Raw genomic sequence first — 18,847 nt, forward strand, 5'->3', positions numbered from 1 at the left:
GGTCAAAAGCGATTATGCTGCGACTCGGCCACCCGGGGAGGTGCCGCGAAAAAATGCGCAGATCGAGCGGTGTTCATCACATGAAAGACAATCTGGAAATCGGCTCCGATGCGGGCGTCAATCACACGCTGCAGATGCTCAGGGATGGCTCGTCGAAAGGTGAAATCACCCACAAGACCGAGATCGCGCCGGGCCTGTTTCTTCTTGCCGATCCGCGGTTTTCGCATGTGGGCGGGGGATATGCCTCACCAAACGGGCGCCTGCTGGAACTTGACGTAAAACCCCGGGGCGACGGCGAATGGATCGGGCTGCATCTTTCGCTTTCGATGACCAATCTGGCGGATAAGGGCGTTCTTGGATTTGCCTGCCGGACTGCGGCGCCGGAGCTCATGATCATGCGCGCCTGTGTTCGGTCGGGAACTGAATCAAGATTTACGGACGCGTTTTTCGACAAGCATATCCTGGTTCAGACCGAGGAAGCGACCCATCTGGATGCCCTGCCTCTTTACCGGCAAACCGGATTGCTTCCGGTTCGGGCCGCATGGCGCGAACTTGTGTTCTTTCTGCCAACCCGCGGTTTTCAACTTTCCCTGATAGACCTTCGCGTCTTTGCGGTATGAGCTGCACGCTTGTCATTCCAACCCGAAACGATACGACCAATCTGAAGCGGCTGCTGGAGCAGGCGTTCCACATGAAATGCTTTGCCCGGGCAATCGTGGTCGATGACGCGTCCGATTCCCCGCTGAGCCCCGAACTCTGCCTTCTGGAGCGGCCGGACTGGGTTCACCTTACCCGGCATGAAAATCGAAAAGGGGCGGGTGCGGCGCGCAATCTCGGGCTTCAATTTGTCGAAACCTCCCATCTTCTGTTTTTTGACAGCGATGACCTGCTGACGCCGGAAATCCCGCATCTTTTAGCCGATCTTGACGGGCGGGAGTTCGACTTCTGCATTTTCAAACATAATGACAGCCGCGTGAGCGCGGCCGGGTCATGGGGGCAAACCCGATGGGACGAGGCGCTGTGGCGGCACGCCGGTGTTGCGGTCGGCGCCTTGCGGCCGGTATCGCCATCCTCCGCCCCAACGCTGGCGCGAACCGCGAATTACCCCTGGAACAAGATCTATCGGACAGATTTTCTGCGCGATAATGGGCTGCGTTGTTCGGAAACGCTGGTGCATAACGACATTCTTCTGCATTGGGCCAGCTTCATTCGTGCCCGGGATATTCTCTCGTCGGATCGCATTGCTGCTATCCATCATGTCGGCCTGAAATCCGGTCGGCTGACCGATCATTCGGGGCCTGAACGACTGGCGGTTTTCAATATTTTACGCGATGTTCTAAACACGGAAATCCCCGGGGACCGAAACTTTTTCGCGGCCTTTCTGGGATTTGCCAGTTACCTGTTCGGCTGGATCCGCGGGGTTATCGCCCCGTCTCAACAACCGGCGCTCGATGCGCAAATCCGGCAGTTTCTGCTGGCCGCGCTGTCGCCGGGCGACTATCGTAACCTGACCGTTTCGGACCCGGTCCTTGCGCTGCGGATCAACCTGCAGCTTGCGGAAACGCGCAGAGCAGGGGCTGGCACATCATGACCATTTGCTTTATCCTGATCGACACCGGGCCCGGCCTGGAAGACAGCGGACATTCCCTCAACCCTTTGCTGCAGGCGGGCGATCAGGTTCTGGTTCTCGCGGAGTCCGGTTCAGCAAAACCACGTTTTCCGGCATTGAATGACGCGATCGAAACTGGCCATATTGCCATCTCCGACACGGATATGATGAACCCCGATCTTTGGGCCATGGTCGCGCGAACGCATGGGAAAGCGGATGTTTCGATGTTCCTGCGGGCCGGCGATCTGATTTGTGCGGAAGCCCTTGATTCTCTGCGGACATGGATCTCGGACCAAGCGGGCAGCGCGGATGTGATTGTCGTGAACCGCGCCTTTTCTCTGGTGGGCGAACATGTGACATTTCCCTGCCCGGATGCGCCGCGCTGGCCGGATGGGGGCGGGGAAGGCAGGACATCGGCGCTTCGGCTGATGGCCGACCCGGCGCGTCTTGTTCTATCCCGGACTTATCTGGAAAGCACCGATTTTCCACGGAATTGTCCGAATGCAACGTGGTATGACGAGGTGATCCAGGCTGCCGATACCATAGGGCTGTTTCCGGATCCCGTCGTTTTGACAAGGCCGACACAAAGCACTGCGGAAACAATGCTGCAGCATCTGGATGAGGCCATAAGCGCACGCAACGGGGAAAGGACCGATATCGCGGCCCTGCGGCTCAATGATCAGCTTTCATTGCTTGAACCGGATGAATTGGCAGGGTTTACAGACCGGGCGAATGATTTGTTCCGGCGTGTTCCGCGGCGGGTCCGCAAAAGGCTCTGCCTGTTGCCGGGGATCAGCGGTGCGCTTTTTTCGGCCATGAGAGAAGGCGGAAAGTTCGCGGCAATCGGTCTGCTGCTGCTTGCGAACTCCGACCGTCAACGCAGGCGGCTCGACGCGCTGTCGCACGAGGTGAACCGGCTGCGCTCGGATCTGAACGCAGCCCTGCCGGGCCCCGAATACCTGCAATTGATGCACGAAATGGTGCGGCAATAGCACCATCACGCAGGCGCCGGATCAGTCGCTGCCGAACAGGTCGCGGGTATAGAGTTTCTCGGAATAGCCCTCGAGGTCAGAACTGTTCCGGTTCGCGACAATGACATCAACGCCGTTGCGGAATGCATCCAGATCGCGCATGATCGGGGAGCCGAAAAAGCTTTCGTCCTCCATGGCGGGCTCATAGATCCAGATTTCCACGCCCTTCGCCCGCAGCCGCTTCATGATGCCCTGAATGGCGCTTTGGCGGAAATTGTCGGATCCGGCTTTCATGACAAGCCTGTAAATCCCGACAACGCGGGGCTTTCGCGCCAGTATGTCGTCGGAAATGACGTCCTTGCGGGTTCGATTGGCATCGACAACGGCCGCAATCAGATTTTGCGGAACGTCACGGTAATTGGCAAGCAATTGCTTGCTGTCCTTGGGCAGGCAATAGCCACCATAACCAAAGGAAGGATTGTTGTAATGGTCGCCGATACGCGGATCAAGGCAGACGCCCTTGATGATCTGGCGCGTATCCAGTCCCTGCGTCAATGCATAGCTGTCGAGTTCGTTGAAATAGGCGATGCGCAGCGCGAGATATGTATTCGCAAACAGCTTGATCGCCTCGGCCTCGGTCGATCCCGTCAAAAGGATTTCGACATGTTCATCAAGAGCGGAATCCTTGAGAAGATTGGCGAAATCCTCGCCGCGCTGGCTGTTTTCTCCGACGATGATCCGCGACGGGTGCAGGTTGTCATGCAGGGCGCGGCCTTCGCGCAGAAATTCCGGGCTGAAGATCACCTGCTGCGTGCCGAGCCGCTCTGAAACATGGCGTGTGAATCCGACCGGCACGGTCGATTTCACGATAATAACCGCCTCGGGGGCAATTTCCTTTGCTTGCGCAATGACCGTTTCAACGCTTGAAGTATCGAAGTAATTGGATACCGGATCATAATTCGTCGGCGTGGCGACAATGATGTAATCCGCGCCGTCAAAGGCTTCGGTCACGTCGGTGGTGGCGGTCAGATCAAGCTGGTTTTCGCTCAGATAATGGACGATATCCGCATCGACAATCGGGCAGCGGCGTGCATTCAGAAGCTCGACCTTATGCGGGTCAACGTCCAGCGCCCGAACCCGGTTGCGCCCGGCCAGCAATACCGCGCTCGACAGCCCGACATAGCCGATACCGGCGACTGCAATCGTCTTTCCTGCCATTCGAAACCTCTTGTCTGCGCGGGCTTTTCTTGCCCGGACTTCATGCTTGTGCGGTCATGTTTCTGGTCAGATTTACGAACATCCCCGACCGGATCAACGGCATCGGCAGGCCGCGCAGATGACATGGTGCTCTGCGGGTAGGGCGCAGCATGCCGCAAGACGCAGGAGCGGGCCCGCGCCCGGCACGTGGCCGCTGACATTGACCCCTGCCGCGACCGAATTGGGGGCTGCGCGTTGCCGATCAGTTGCAAACAACATGGGCATCTCCCTAGCGGAGACATTCCATGTCTGCAATCGGTGCGCATTTTTCGGCGAAATTCAGCCTTGTCGCCGGGGCAGGATGCTTCCACCGCAACCATGGCCGTGCCTTGCGGTCCGACCTGTCACGCCGGTTGCAGCGTGCCGGCAGGGCGCCCGAAATGTGTCCCTGCGCCAGACGATTTTCTGGCCGGACCGGCTTTCGGTAACTCTTGCTTAACGATCTTCGGGTTAATCGCAGACAACCGATGCGGGTGTCGCGCGATGCGCAGCCATCGCAGTGAAACACGGACAGCCGGCAGGCGACGGGGCGGAAACCGTGCCCCGTCTTGGGCAGGAGATGAACGGTGAAGAAATATGGTCTCGGCATGCCCGGCTGGATGGCCGTGCTGGTTTTCGTGTTGTCGGGTGCGGCGGCCCAGGCGCAGGATCTGACGCTCAACATCAGCGATACCGGCTTCGACCCGGTGCCGGCGGGCGGTACGATCGAATATTCCGTGCGCCTCCAGAACGGCGGCAACAGCCGCTCGGCCGCGGATGTGCTGACTTTCGCGATTCCCGCGGGTGCGGCCTACTGGGGCGCGGCGGGCGACCTCGAGGGCTGTTCACCGGCGCCGGTCCTGCAGGGGCCGGCCAGTGTCAGTTGCCCGGTTCCCGAACTTGCACCGCGTGCCGAACTGCGGGGCACCGTTCATCTGGCCCCGGCCGAGGCGGGGGTCACCACGTTCGGCGGCACGATCGGAACCACCACCATCACCGAGGATACGACCGTTACCACCGGTGCCGATCTCGGGCTCGATTTCGATGCGCCGGCCGATATCCGCGCCGGAGAGTTTCTGACCTTCGCGGCCGTCATCACCAATAACGGGCCTTACCCGAGCGAGGGCACGCGCCTCACGGTGCCGCTGCCGCCGGCGCTGTCCAGCGACGTCACGCTCCCGTCCGGCTGCGCGATCAGCGGCAACGAGATCACCTGCGACATCGCCGGGCCGATCGCGGTCGGGAACGATGTGCGGCTTGAATTCACGACCCAGATCCTGACCGCCGACGCCTCGAGCGTCTCGGTCGCCGGTTCACTGTCCAGTTCGCAGCCGGCCGATTCCGATCTCAGCAATGACGAGAACGCCTTCGTGATCGCCATCAGCCCGGGCACCGACGTGCGGCTTGGCAAGGCGCGCGCGCCTTCGGGGCTGCTCTATGTCGGGCAGCCGGTGACCTTCACGCTGAGCCCCGATTTCGTTGGCGATGCACCGCTTGATGCCCAGATCACCGACGATCTGCCCGCGAATTACGAATTCACAAGTGTCAGCCCGTCGGGGGCCGGCTGGATCTGCAATGACACGAACCCCGTTGGCTGCAGTTATTCCGCGACCGCGCCCGATCCGGCCGGTTTCCGCGCCCCGATCACCATAACCGCCGTGCCGATCAGTGAGAGCCCGGCCGGTGCGCCGGTCGTGAACACCGCGGTGATCGCGTCGAGCCTTGATCTGGTGGCGGACAACAACAGCGCCTCGGATGGGGGCGCCGATATCGTCCTGCCGACGACCGATCTCGTGGCCGAGAAATCCGGCCCGGCCCACGGGCTCGTGACGGTCGGCAACGAATACGACTGGCGGATCGGCACGCGCAACGACGGCAACATCGGTTTCACCGGCCGCCTTGTGCTGACCGACCGCCTGCCGGAGGGGTTGCGGGCCACTGCGATCGGGGCGCCTGCGGGCTGGGCCTGCGCGCCGGGGGTGCCGCTGAACGGCCCGGCTGAAATCCGCTGCGAGACCGACAATTACGCCGCGACGCCGCTGCCGGTCGGCGGCCAGACGCCGCGCATCACCATCACCACCGAAGTGCTGGCCGAGGGCCGGCTCGACAATGAATTGCAGGTCGGCTTCACCGACGAGACCTATCCCGACCGCGACATGAGCAACAACAGCATCACCCGCGGTGTGACCTCGGGTGACGGCACCACCGTTGGCATCGCCGATCTTGTGCTGGTCAAGACGGTTGCCGATCCGGGACCCCATGTGGCGGGAGAACCCGTTCGGTTCACGGTGGAGGTGAGCAACAGCGGCCCCGGAACCGCCGGGGACGTGCGTGTGCTCGACCGCCTGAGCGATCTCTACTTCGCCGATTCCACCACCACGGGCGTGACCCTCGACACGGTACCGGCCGATGCGGTCTGTACCGTCACCCGCGGCTCCGGCTTCTATAGCGACCTTGCCTGCACGATTGATGAACTGCCGGCGGGGGAAACGCGCAGCATCAGCTTTACCGCGCTCGCCGGCGGCAACGCCGGCACGCGCACCAACACCGCCGAGACCTATTCCACGGCGACCCCCGACCCGGATTATGCGAACAACACGGATAGCGTGACTTACGGCGTTGCGGCGCGCACCGATGTCACCGTGGCCAAGACCGCATCTCATGCCGCCGGAAGCGACGTTCAGGCCGGGCAGCGGCTGCGTTATATCCTTTCGGCCAGCGTTCCCGCGAACGGGCTGTCGTCGGCTGAAGATGTGATCGTGACCGACCGGCTTCCGGCGGGGCTCAAGTTCGTTTCCGCGACGCCGTCGCAGGGGGTCTGCGACGACCCCGGCGCCACGCTCATCGACGGCTACCTGACCAGCAGCGTGACCGAGCTCCGCTGCAACCTCGGCACCATCACCAACGGCAATACCCAGTCGGTCGAGATCGTGGTGGCGCCGACGACGCAGCTCGTTTCGCAGGAGATCGAGAACCGGGTCGGGGTCGAGACCTCGACGCCCGAGATCGACGACACCAACAATGCCGACGCGATCACCCACCGCGTCACGGCGCCCGCGCTCGACCTCATCACCAACAAGACCGACGATCCCGACCCGCTCGAGATCAATACGCCGACGATCTATACGGTCACGGTGCGCAATGCCGGCCCGTCCGAGGCGTTCAACCTCGTGATCACCGACACGCTGCCCGACGCGGGCATGCGCTATGACGGCATTGTGGACGCGGGCGGCATGGCCTGTTCCGAGCAGGATGGCGCGGCCGTCGGCAGCATCGGCGGCAGGCTGGCCTGCACCCTGCCCAATCTCGAGGTCGGCGCCACCGCGACGCTCCGCGTGCAGATGACCGGTGTGCAGCGCGGACACTGGGTGAACCATGTCGAGGCGCGCTCGGACGAATATGGTCACGAGGCAATCACCGCGAACAACGCGGTCAGCGAGGCGACATCCGTTTTCGAGCGCTCGAACCTTGCCGTGACCAAGGCGCCCTCGCGCCCGGTGGTCGACCTGGGCGAGGAGTTCGACTGGATCATCACCGTCGAGAACCGCACCGCCGCCGGGATCGGGCTGGCCGAAAACGTGGTGCTGCGCGACATGCTCCCGGCCGGGATGGTGATCAGCGATGCGGTGCAAACCAGCGGCGGCAGTTGCGACGCACCGACCGGCGGGCGCAGCCTGGTCTGCGTGCTGCCCGACATGGTCGCCGGCGAAAGCCATGTCGTGACGGTGCCGGTGCGGGTCACGTCGATCAGTGCCAACCCGCAGGACGTCGCCAACAGCGCCAGCGTCGAGACCGATTCCTTTGACGACGACGAGTCCGACGACACCGGCAGCGGCACCGTCGCCGTGCTCTCGACCGGCGTGTCCGGCACCATCTGGCGGGATTTCAACGAGGACGATCTTCGTGACGGCAATGACAGCGGCATCGGCGGCCTGACCGTCCGCCTGAGCGGCACCGACGCCTGGGGCAATCCTGTCCCCGCCCGGACCGCCACCACCGATGCGAGCGGGAACTACAGCTTTTCACTGCTGCCGCCCGGCGAATATCGCGTGAGCTATGATCTTCCGTCGGGCGACGATTTCCTCGGCGGCAGTGCCCTGCCGGGCGCGAGCGGTGCGGCGGATGGCGCAAATGCGATCCGCACCATCACCGCAGCCACGGATGCCCCCGTCGGGAACACCGATTTCACCCTGGTCCCGCAGGAGCGGATCGCGCTCGCCAAGCAGGTCGCGGCGCCCGTGGTCCAGGCGGATGGCTCCTATCTGCTGAGCTACGAGTTCCGCATCCGCAACCTGTCGCAGGAGCCGCTGCGCGATTTCGCCCTGCGCGACGATCTGCAGGCGGGATTCGGCACCCATACCTCTGCCGCACCGGCACCGGGGCAGTTCGCCGTGACAGGGGTCAGCGGCGCGACCATGGCCGGCGCCGACGACGATGCGATCCATCTGACGATGCCGGGGCCGCTCGCTCCCGGGGGCGATGAGCTGGTCACGCTGGTGTTGCGGGTCAATCCCGCCCTGCCGCGCGAGGCGGCGGCGCTCGACCACGTCAATGCGGCCGAGGTCACCGCAACCGGCGTCTGGTCCGGCAAGACGCCCGGTGATGCCTCGAACGACGGCACCACGCCCCGCCATGGCGACGCCTCGCCGACCGGGGCGCCGGTGACGTTCGCGCCGGCGGTCACGCTGGCCAAGGCCGCGACCCTTGAGAACGGCGGCGGTCCGGCGCGCCCCGGTGACATCGTCCGCTATGGATTTACCGTCACCAATACCGGCAATACGCCGCTTCTGAATGTCACCCTTTCCGATCCGCTGCCCGGTCTGGTCTGGGACAGCAACCCGGTGCTCGACCGGCTGGATGTGGGGGCTGCCGACAGCACGAGCTTTGCCGCGCATTATGTGCTGACGCAGGCCGATATCGACGCGGGCGGGGTGGACAACACCGCGCGCGTCGAGGGCCGCTGGGCCGCCGACGGGGTGCCCGATCCGGTCACGACCGCGACCGGCAGCGCCGGGATCACGGCGATCGCCGAGCCGGGCCTGGACGTGGTCAAGACCGAGGTCGCGAATACGGTTCAGGATCCGACCCGCCCGGGTGACACGATCCGTTACGAATTCACCGTCAGCAACACCGGCAACACGGTGCTCCATGATGTGGTGCTGACCGACGATCTGCCCGGAATTGCCCCCGATCCTGCCGGCAGTTTCGTCATCGGCACGCTCTCTCCGGCGGGCGAGGGGGGATCATTGGTGACCTTTCATGCCGATTACACGGTGACCCAGGACGATATCGACGCGGGCGAGGTGATCAACACCGCCCGGGCCGCCGGCACGCATGGGCCGGGCGACACACCGATTGCGGCGGATGCACCCCCGGTCAGGACGCCTCTCGTTCCCGATCCGCTGATGCGGGTGACCAAGCTCGTCGACACCGCCACCGTTCCGACACCGCCACGCGCGGGCGACAGCATCGGCTGGACCGTCACGATCGAGAACATCGGCAACACCAGCCTGAGCGTCGGCACCATTGCCGAATCGCTGCCGGACGCCAGCATTACCGCGCCGGGCAGCGCGCTGCTCGCGCCGGGCGAGAACACGACCGCCGCTGTCAGCCATACGCTGACGCAGGCGGACATCGACGCCGGCGAAATCGTCAACCAGGTGACGGTTTCGGGCCGGGTGCCGGGCTCCGACACGCCGTTCCGCGACACGCCCTCGGGCAATGACCCCGACGCGCCGAACGAGGATCCGACCGTGGTTACGCTCGACCATGCGCCCGGAATTGCCCTGCTGAAAAGCGTCATCACCGATGTTTCGGGCCCGCTGATGCCCGGCGACGCGATCACCTTCGGTTTTGCGATCCGCAACACCGGAAACGTGACGCTGCACGACCTTGTCCTGAGCGACGACCTGGCGGATGTGGTGCTCGATGACGCCGCCCTTTCCGGGCTGAGCCTTGCCCCGGATGACGAGGTCACGGTCGCGGGCAACTATTTCCTGACCGTGGCCGACATCGAGGCCGGCGGATTCGACAACAGCGCGACCATCACCGCGAGCGACCCCGGCGGCAGTTCGGTGACGGACCTCTCCGGCACCGGTTTCGACAATGACGGCCCGACGCGGGTCGATCTGCTCCGCGCGCCGGATGTCGCGCTGATCAAGACCATCAGCGCCGCGCCCGCCGCGCCGGCCGCCGCCGGGGACCGGATCGACTACGGGTTCGAGATCCGGAACACGGGCAATGTCGAGCTGCGCGACATCGCCCTGGCCGATCTGGTCGACGATGTCGTGATCACGGGCAGCCGGAGCGCGCCGCTGCCGGTCGGCGACAGCGACAGCACGAGCTTTACCGGCAGCTATACGCTGACCCAGGATGACATCGACGCCGGTGTTTTCGCGAATACCGCGCAGGTCACGGGCCTCGGCACCGGGTCGGGCGGCGAGGCGCGGCCGGTTTCGGACATGTCCGGCACGGATGCGGACAATGACGATGCGACGCTGTTCGTGATCGACCCGTCGCCCTCGCTTTCCATCACCAAGGCCGCCGATGACGGCGCGCTCGGCACCCCGCCGCGGGCCGGTGACGAGATCACCTACAGCTTTACGCTCACCAACACCGGCAACGTGACGCTGAGCAACGTGATGGTAAGCGACCCGCTGCCGGGGCTGCTGTTCGCGGAAGACACGATCACAGCCCTTGCGCCCGGAAGTTCCGGTGTGCTCACGGCGACCTATGCCCTGACCCAGACCGATATCGAGGCCGGAGAGGTCAGGAATCGCGCGAGTGTGAGCGGCGATTACGACGATCCGGCGAGCGGCGACACGGCGAGCGCGAGCGCCGATTCGAACGAGGTCGAGGTGACGCTGCAGCAGGAGCCGGGGCTCGCCGTGGTCAAGACGGCGCAGCCGCAATGGAGCGGTGCGGCATCGCCCGGCGCCCGTATCTCTTATGAATTCACGGTGACGAACACCGGCAACGTGCGGCTTCAGGATGTGACTCTGACCGATCCGCTGCCGGGGCTTGAGACGGGCACCTGGACCCTCGGCGCGATGGAGCCCGGAGCGGAACAGGTGGTCGCGACCATCTATGAACTGACCCAGGAAGACATCGACGCGGGCGAGGTGGTCAACCAGGCCGAGGCGAACGGGCGTTTCGGAACCACCCCGGTGAGCGACCGCTCCGGCCCCGATGCGGAGAGTAACGAGGAAACCGTCGTGCCGCTCGAACAGGCGCCGGGCCTGCTGCTGGAAAAGACGGCCGATGCCTCGGGCCTGACCGATCCGGCCGTGGTCGGCGAAGAAATCGCCTACAGCTTCGTCGTCACCAACACCGGCAACGTGACCCTGCGCGACGTTATCGTCACCGACACGCTGCCGGGGCTCGCGCCCCAGACCCTGCCGGTCGGAGAGCTTGCCCCCGGCGCGAATGTGACTGTCGGGCCTGCGATCTATGCGATCATGCAGGCGGACATCAACGCCGGCGCGGTGGAAAACCGCGCAAGCGTGAGCGGCACCTATGGTCCGCCCCATGATCCGCGCTCCCACGAGGCGGCATCGCGCAGCGAAAGCGGCGTCGACGGGCCGACCGTGATCCCGGTTGCCGGCCGCCCCGGGATTGCGCTGATCAAGGAGCTTGCGCCCGGGACTGATGCCGAAAACCTGCGCCTTGGCGACGAGATCCGCTGGGTTTTCACAGTGGCGAATACCGGCAACGTGCCGCTTGGAAATGTCACGATCACCGAAGAGATGGTCTCGGCCGTCGTCTCGGGCGGGCCGGTTGCGCTCGATGTGGGGCAGGCGGATAGCACGAGCTTTACCGCGTCGCATGTCATCACCCAGGCCGATCTCGATGCCGGGGAGATCGAAAACCGGGCGCGGGCGCGGGGTTCCTTCGATGCCGGGCCGGGCGATCCGGCCATGGTCGAGGATACATCGGGCAGCACGTTCGACAATGATGAACCAACGGTCACGCCGCTTGGCCAGCGCCCGGCCATCGATCTGGTCAAGACCGCTGACACGTCAAACCTTTCGACACCGCCGCAGGCCGGGGAGCTGATCCGATACGGATTCACCATCACCAACAGCGGCGAAGTGACCCTGAGCGGGGTGACGCTGGATGATGTGATGCCCGGGCTCGAACTCGCCGGTGCGCCGATCGCGAGCCTTGCCCCCGGCGCTTCCGATGCCACGAGCTACAGCGCGACCTATGCGCTCACGCAGGAGGATATCGACAGCGGCGCCACGCTCGAGAACCGGGCCGAGGTGAGCGGCAGCTATACCGACCGCGACGGAAATCCGCAGCAGGTGAACGCGCTGTCGGCAACCGATGGCGGCGTGGAGGGGCCGACCACGGTCATGGTCGACCGCGCGCCGGGGCTTGAACTCGTCAAGACCGCGGATCGCTCGGGCGTCTCCGAAACGGCGCTGCCCGGCGAAACCGTCACCTATGAATTCGCGCTGACCAACACCGGCAACGTGACGCTCCATGACCTGAGCATCGACGACCCGCTGCCGGGGCTTGTCCTGCTGGGCGCGCCCATCGCGAGCCTTGCCCCGGGCGAGACCTCGCATGCGATCACCGGCACCTATGCGCTCACGCCCGAGGATATCCGCGCGGCGGAACTCGACAACACCGCCCGGGCACATGCGTTCTGGCGGCCCGAAGGCGCGCCGCCGGTCCCGGTCGCGAGCGATGACTCCTCGGTCACCGTGCCGCTCGGCTATCCCGAGATCGCCCTTGATATCACGGTCGGTGAACTCCGCGATGTGAACGGTGACGGCATCATGGGGCCCGCAGACCTCGTGTTCTTCCGCTTTGAGGTGACCAACACGGGCACCGTTCCGCTGAACGACGTGAATATCGACGGCGCGAGCCTGTCGCTGCTGCTGCCCGGGCTCCTCTGCACCCCGATCACGCTTGCCCCGGGCGAGAGCGCTTTCCTCGACTGTTCGGGCGGGGGCTATGCGATCACGCCGGCGGATGCCGGGCGCGGGCAGATCAGCCTTGCGGGCGATGCGACCGGCAGTTCGGACGCGGGCGTCGTGGTCCGGTCGAGTTCGGCGGCGATCAGCTTTGCCGAAATCGCGCAGGGCGGCGTCACCATCGAAAAGATCGCCGGGATCGAAACGGCGATGATCGGCGATCTCGTTCCCTACACGATCACCATTCGCAATTCGGCCGGTGGAGTCGCGATCACCGCCCGGGTGGAAGACATGCTCCCCGCCGGTTTCAGCTATCGCGCGGGCTCGGCCCGGCTCGACGGGGTGCCGCTCGATGCGGTCGAAAACGGCCGCCGGCTCGGCTTCGGGCCGATCACGGTCGAACCGGGGCAGAGCCGGGCGCTCACCCTGTCGGCGCGCGTCGGCGGCTCGGTGCGGCCCGGCGCGCACGAGAACCGCGCGCGGCTGCTCAGCACGCTCACCGGGCGCGACATCGCGCCCGAGGCCCGGGCCACGGTGCGGGTGCTCGCCGATGCGGTGCTGCAATGTGCAACCGTGCTTGGCCGCGTGTTCGACGACCCGGACCAGAACGGCCACATGAGCGCCGCCGCGCAGGAACGCGGCCTGCCCGATGTGCGGCTCATCGCGCCGAACGGGCTCGCGATCCTGACCGACGAACACGGCCGTTACAGCGTGCCCTGCGCGGCGCTGCCCCGGGCGGTGGGCTCGAACTTCATGCTGAAGCTCGACGAGCGCACCCTGCCTGCGGGCTACCGGCTGACCACCGAGAACCCGCGCGTGGTGCGGCTGACGCCCGGCATGATCACGCGGCTCGATTTCGGCGCGACACTGGCCCGCCTCGTGCGCGTCGATCTGGCCGCGAATGCCTTTGACCGAGGGCAGATCGGCGCCGGCCTCGACCAGGGCCTGCATGACCTGGTGGCCGAGATCGAGGGGAGGGCGGCGATGCTGCGCGTCACCTATGTGCTCGAAGCCGGTGAACCCGAGGCCGAGGCGCAGACGCGCCTGCGGCAGGTCGAACGCCGCCTGCGCGATCTCTGGCGCGACGCGGGCCGATACAAGCTCAACATCGAGACCCTCGTGCAGCGGGCGGGAGAAGTGAAATGAAACAGGTGACCGTCTCTGCATGGACTTTGATCGGGGCGCTGGCCGGAACCACCGCGGTGACGGCGCTGCTGGCCGGCCCGGCGCGGGCCGGGGACGGCTGCGACCCGGGTGCGGCCGTCATCACCGCCGCCTGCGCCCATCCGAACGCCGGAACTATGGTGCACCGCCCGGCTCCCGCCAATGTCTCGAACGAGGCGGGGCCGCCGCTCGGCGAGGCCGGGTTCTCGATCTCGATCGACAGTGTCGAGGCCGGGCCGGGCGCCCTGCCGCGCACCATCGCCGGCGCGCCCGCGCGCCCGCAGGATTTGCGCGAGGTCGACCGGTTGCTCGACATCGCAGGGGTTGATCTGACCTATGACGGGCTCGGCGCGCGGCCGCGCCTGGCCATCGCCACCGCCGATCTGCGCGAGGGCTTCACCGCGGGCGAGCGCGTGACCTTCCGCGCCTCGAGCAACTATCCCGCCTGGATTTCCCGGGCCGAAGTGGTGATCACCGACCGGCGCGGGCGCAGCCAGGCAACCCTGCCGATCGCCGCGAATGGCGAAGCCGGCTGGATCATGCCCGCCGATGGCCCGCAGGATTATCTTTATCATCTGCGGGTCGAGGATGCAGAGGGGCGGCGCGACGTGACCCGCAGCCTGCCGCTCGCCCGGACCGCCAGCCGCGAGGAACCGGCCCTGACCGGTCCGGTTGCGGCCGCCGCCGAGGGCGACGACATGACCGCAAGGCGGGGCATCCCGGTCCGGGGCGGGGCGGTGACCGTTTCGGGGCAGGCACAAGGCGGGCAGCGCGTGCGGGTGCTCGGCGAGGCCGTGCCGGTCGATCCCGCGGGGCGCTTCGTGGTGCAGCGCATCCTGTCGCCCGGCGCCCATGCGGTGGCGATCTCGGTCGATGGGCGGGACTTCGACCGCGCCGTGACCATCGAGGAATCCGAATGGTTCGCAACCGGTATCGTCGACCTTTCCGTCGGCCGCGACCGGGCCGGAACCTGGCGGATGGGCCGGATCGCCGGGTTCGCGCAGGGCACGCGCGCCGACGGCAGCCGCATCACCGCCTCGGTCGACACGCGGGAGGCGGAACTGCGCGACCTTTTCCGCAACTTCGGCCGCAAGTTTCCCGACCAGACGCTGCGCGAGATGGATTCGCAGGACGTGTTCAACACTTTCGGCGACGATTCCCGCATGAGCGAGCTTGCGCCAAGCTCCGGGCGCGTCTTTCTTCGGTGGGAGCGCGACGGCAGCCATCTGCAATGGGGCGATTTCAAGCCGCGCGAATCGACCGCGCTCACGGTGCGCACGGAACGCGCGCTTTACGGCGCATCGGGGGAGCATCGCTCGCTCGACGTCACGAACGAGGGCGAAAGCCGCCTGCGGTTCAGCGGATTCGCAGCACAGGCCGAGAGCCTGATGCAGCGCGACGTGCTGCGCGCGACCGGCGGCAGCGCCTATTTCCTTTCGCGGCAGGACATTATCGCCGACAGCGAAAGCGTCATGGTCGAGCTGCGCTCGCGCCGCACCGGGCTCGTCGTCGAAAGCCGCCGCCTGTCCGAGGGCACCGACTACCGCCTGAACCCGGTGCAGGGCGTCATCATCCTGAACGCGCCGCTGTCGTCATCGGCCGCGGGCGAGGGGCTGATTTCGGCCAGCCCGCTGGGCGATCACGACGTCAACCTGGTCGCGCAATACGAATACGTGCCGGCGACGGGCAGCGTGGACGGCTACACCGCGGGGCTGCGGGGCGAATACTGGGTGAACGATTACCTGCGGATCGGTGCCTCGGGGCTGCGCGAAACCGCCGGGATCGCCGATCAGGATCTGCTCGGTGCCGATATCCTGCTGCGGGACGGCGAGCGCCGCGAACTGGCGCTGGAATACGCGGTGAGCGAGGGGCCGGGCTTCGGGTCGAGCTTTTCGCTGAACGGCGGGCTTGACCTGGAAAGCGGCGACGGGCTCACCCCGTCGGACCCGAGTCAGGGCCTGCCCGGCCGGCGCGCCGCCTCCTGGCGGCTGGCCGGTCGCAGCGACCTCGCCCTTGGCGGGCTCACGGGCGAGATCGCGGGATTTTACGACCGCAAGGAGGCGGGGTTTTCCTCGCCCGACCATGACATTCAGCACGACCAGCGCGCCTGGGGCCTGTCGGGCGAACTGGCGCTGACCGCGCGCACCGATCTGACCTTCGGCGCCGAGGTGCTGCGCCGCGACGACGGGCGGCGCGAGGAACTGGCGCGGATCGGGGTTGCCCATGATCTGACCGACCGGTGGCTGCTGGAAGCGGAAGTCGCCCGCGACCGGCGCGACGATGTCGCCTCGCCACAGGATTTCGGCCAGCGCACCGATGCCGGGCTGCGCCTGACTTGGACCCGCGATGAAAATCTCTCGCTCTGGGTGTTCGGGCAGGCGACGCTGTCCCATGACGCGACACGCCACGAAAACGACCGTCTCGGCATCGGCGGGCGGGTCCGGTTCGGGCCGCGCACCGATCTGACGGCCGAGGCCTCCGGCGGGAGTCTCGGCGCGGCGGGAACGCTCGAACTTGGCTATCGTCCCGATGACGACAGCCTGCGCACGATCGGGTACCGGCTGGATCCGATGCGCCGCTTCGATTCGACGGATTTCAGCGGCCGTGATCGCGGCAGCCTGGTTTTCGGCGCAAGCTCCCGGGTCAACGACCGCTGGAGCTATACCACCGAAAGCATCTACAGCGCCTTCGGCACCCGGCCCTCGCTCACCTCGGGCTATGGGGTCAGCTATACGCCCGATCAGCGCTGGCGCTACGACGCGCGGCTGCAATATGGCGAAACCACCGAATCGGACGGCACCGGCCTGAAACGGCGGGGCATTTCCCTGGGCACGCGCTTTGCCGAGGGCAAGGCCACCGCCGCCGGCCTGCGCGGCGAGTGGAGAAACGATGATTCGAACCGCCCCGACAATGAACTTGATCGGGATACATGGCTGGTTTCCGGCTATTACGAGACGAAGCTGAACCAGAACTGGCGCTTCGTTTCCTCGCTCGATGCGGTGTTTTCCGACAGTGACCAGTCGTCGTTCCGCGACGGGCGCTATGTCGAAGCGCGGCTCGGCTATGCCTGGCGGCCGGTGGCCGATGATCGCGTGAACGCGCTGCTGAGCTATACCTATCTTTACGACATGCCGGGGCCGGACCAGGTGAACTTTGACGGAGAGATCGCGGGGCCGCGCCAGAAAAGCCATATCGTCAATGCCGCGATCAACTGGCAGGCCGATCCGCTCTGGACGCTCGGGGCGAAATACGGCTTCCGGATGCGCCGCGCGGCGGAGCGCAGCAGCAGCGATTTCACCCGCAGCGAGGCCCACCTTGCGGTGCTGCGCGCCGATTATCACGTCGTCCACAACTGGGATCTGATGGGTGAGATCCGTACGCTTTACACGCCCGGCTCCGCAACGCGGGAGAATTCGGCACTGGTCGGCATCTACCGCCTGTTCGGGGACAATCTGCGGCTCGGCGCGGGCTATCTCTGGGGCAAGGTATCCGATGACCTGCGCACCATCGACAACCCGAACCGGGGGGTGTTCGTGAACCTCACATCGCAGTTCTGACCATTCCCCGGTTGCCTGGTATCCGGTCTGCGCGGTCCGTGCCGCCGAAAAAACCCCCGGGGCTATAAGGGCGCGGGCCAGGGGCGCGAGGCCGCCTGGTCGCCGGTGATGATGGGGGACGCCCAACAACCCGAAATCGTCAGGAGTTTTTGACCGGAGAAGGCCGCGGCATTCGGGACAGGAGGACGCCGACCATGGCAGACGCTTCAACAAACGTGTAACCACGCTGGACAGGACAAGGCCCGAGGCCGGCCCGGACACCGGCGGGCAGGGCCTCGCACAACGTCCCGGCGAAGCCGTGTCGAGGCGTTATCCGACTGACAGGCCGGCATGGCGGATGCAGCATTGGCGCGATATGAAACGGTCATGATGAAACAGGATGTCAGGCAGGCCGCGCGCCTTTCGGTTGCGCCGATGATGGACTGGACGGATCGCCATTGCCGCTATCTGCACCGGCTGCTGTCGTGCCATGCGCTGCTGTATACCGAGATGGTGACCGCGCCGGCGCTGGTGCGGGGCGGGGCGCGGCATCTGCTCGACCACGACCCCTTCGAGCAGCCCCTCGCACTACAGCTTGGCGGGTCGGATCCGGATGAACTTGCGCAGGCTGCGCAGATGGGCGAGCAGGCCGGCTATGGCGAGATCAACCTGAACTGCGGCTGCCCCTCGGACCGGGTGCAGTCGGGCAGTTTCGGCGCGGTGCTGATGCTGGATGCGCCGCATGTCGCGGCCTGCGTCGCGGCGATGCGTCGGGCGACCGCGGCCGAGGTCACGGTGAAATGCCGCATCGGCGTGGACGATCAGGACCCCGAACGCGTCCTGCCCGATTTCCTTGAACAGATCGCCGCCGCCGGCTGCACGCGGGTCATCATTCATGCGCGCAAGGCCTGGCTTCAGGGGCTGAGCCCGAAGGAGAACCGCGATATTCCGCCGCTCGATCACGGGCTCGTGCTGCGGATGAAACGGCGCTTTCCCGAACTTCACGTCTCCATCAACGGCGGCATCGCGTCGCTTGCGCAGGCGCGCGACCTGCTTGACCGGGGGCTTGACGGGGTGATGATCGGGCGCGCGGCCTATCACGATCCGGGCGCGGTGCTCGGCGCGGCCGATCCGCTGATCTTCGGCCGGGGCGAGGCGCGCGATCCGATGGAGGTGGCGCGCATGATGGTGCCCTATGCGGCGCGCCATGTCGCGGCGGGCGGGCGGCTGCACCAGGTCACGCGTCACATGCTCGGGCTGTTTGCCGGGCGGCCCGGCGCGCGGGCCTGGCGGCGGATCCTGTCGGAGCGCGCCAATCGTCCCGGCGCGGGTGCGGAGCTGATCGAAGAGGCGCTTGAAACGGTGGCTCCGGTCGCTGTCATGAGCGAAAGCGCGGAGTAGGCGGCGGGG

At 65.9% G+C, this 18,847-nt stretch carries 7 protein-coding genes; 6 read left to right on the forward strand and 1 reads right to left on the reverse strand.

What is annotated here, in order from left to right; translation table 11 throughout:
* The first annotated feature begins 14 nt into the window (after positions 1-14).
* From B0B01_RS12970 to B0B01_RS00775, 3 genes are read left to right on the forward strand one after another with little or no spacing between them, the layout of a single operon-like run.
* Positions 15-620 carry a hypothetical protein gene (locus B0B01_RS12970; protein WP_143732986.1) on the forward strand — a complete coding sequence of 202 codons (606 nt, stop codon included), beginning with the start codon at positions 15-17 and terminating at the stop codon, positions 618-620.
* The gene (locus tag B0B01_RS00770; protein WP_076646388.1) at positions 617-1,591 is read left to right on the forward strand and encodes a glycosyltransferase family 2 protein; all 975 of its coding nucleotides are present in this window, start codon (positions 617-619) and stop codon (positions 1,589-1,591) included. The genes B0B01_RS12970 and B0B01_RS00770 overlap by 4 nt, the downstream gene beginning before the upstream one ends.
* A complete protein-coding gene (locus B0B01_RS00775; protein WP_076646390.1) occupies positions 1,588-2,601 on the forward strand; it encodes a hypothetical protein in 1,014 nt (337 codons plus the stop codon). Before B0B01_RS00770 ends, B0B01_RS00775 begins: the two co-directional genes overlap by 4 nt.
* Positions 2,602-2,622: 21 nt before the next feature.
* Here the strand turns inward: B0B01_RS00775 and B0B01_RS00780 are convergent, their stop codons facing one another.
* Entirely contained in the window at positions 2,623-3,798 is a 1,176-nt protein-coding gene (locus tag B0B01_RS00780; protein ID WP_076646392.1) for a nucleotide sugar dehydrogenase, read from the reverse strand.
* 605 nt (positions 3,799-4,403) lie between these two features.
* Between B0B01_RS00780 and B0B01_RS00785 the strand changes: the two genes are divergently transcribed.
* The 3 genes from B0B01_RS00785 (at position 4,404) to dusA (ending at position 18,838) form a co-directional block, all read left to right on the forward strand.
* Positions 4,404-13,883 (forward strand): DUF7507 domain-containing protein, encoded by a 9,480-nt coding sequence (locus tag B0B01_RS00785; RefSeq protein WP_143732987.1) that lies wholly within the window; start codon positions 4,404-4,406, stop codon positions 13,881-13,883.
* Positions 13,880-17,458 (forward strand): TonB-dependent receptor, encoded by a 3,579-nt coding sequence (locus B0B01_RS00790; protein WP_076646396.1) that lies wholly within the window; start codon positions 13,880-13,882, stop codon positions 17,456-17,458. Before B0B01_RS00785 ends, B0B01_RS00790 begins: the two co-directional genes overlap by 4 nt.
* Before the next feature lie 369 nt (positions 17,459-17,827).
* Positions 17,828-18,838 (forward strand): tRNA dihydrouridine(20/20a) synthase DusA, encoded by a 1,011-nt coding sequence (dusA, locus tag B0B01_RS00795; RefSeq protein ID WP_076649974.1) that lies wholly within the window; start codon positions 17,828-17,830, stop codon positions 18,836-18,838.
* Positions 18,839-18,847: the final 9 nt, after the last annotated feature.

Source organism: Pontibaca methylaminivorans (genome assembly GCF_900156525.1).
Lineage (GTDB): Bacteria > Pseudomonadota > Alphaproteobacteria > Rhodobacterales > Rhodobacteraceae > Pontibaca > Pontibaca methylaminivorans.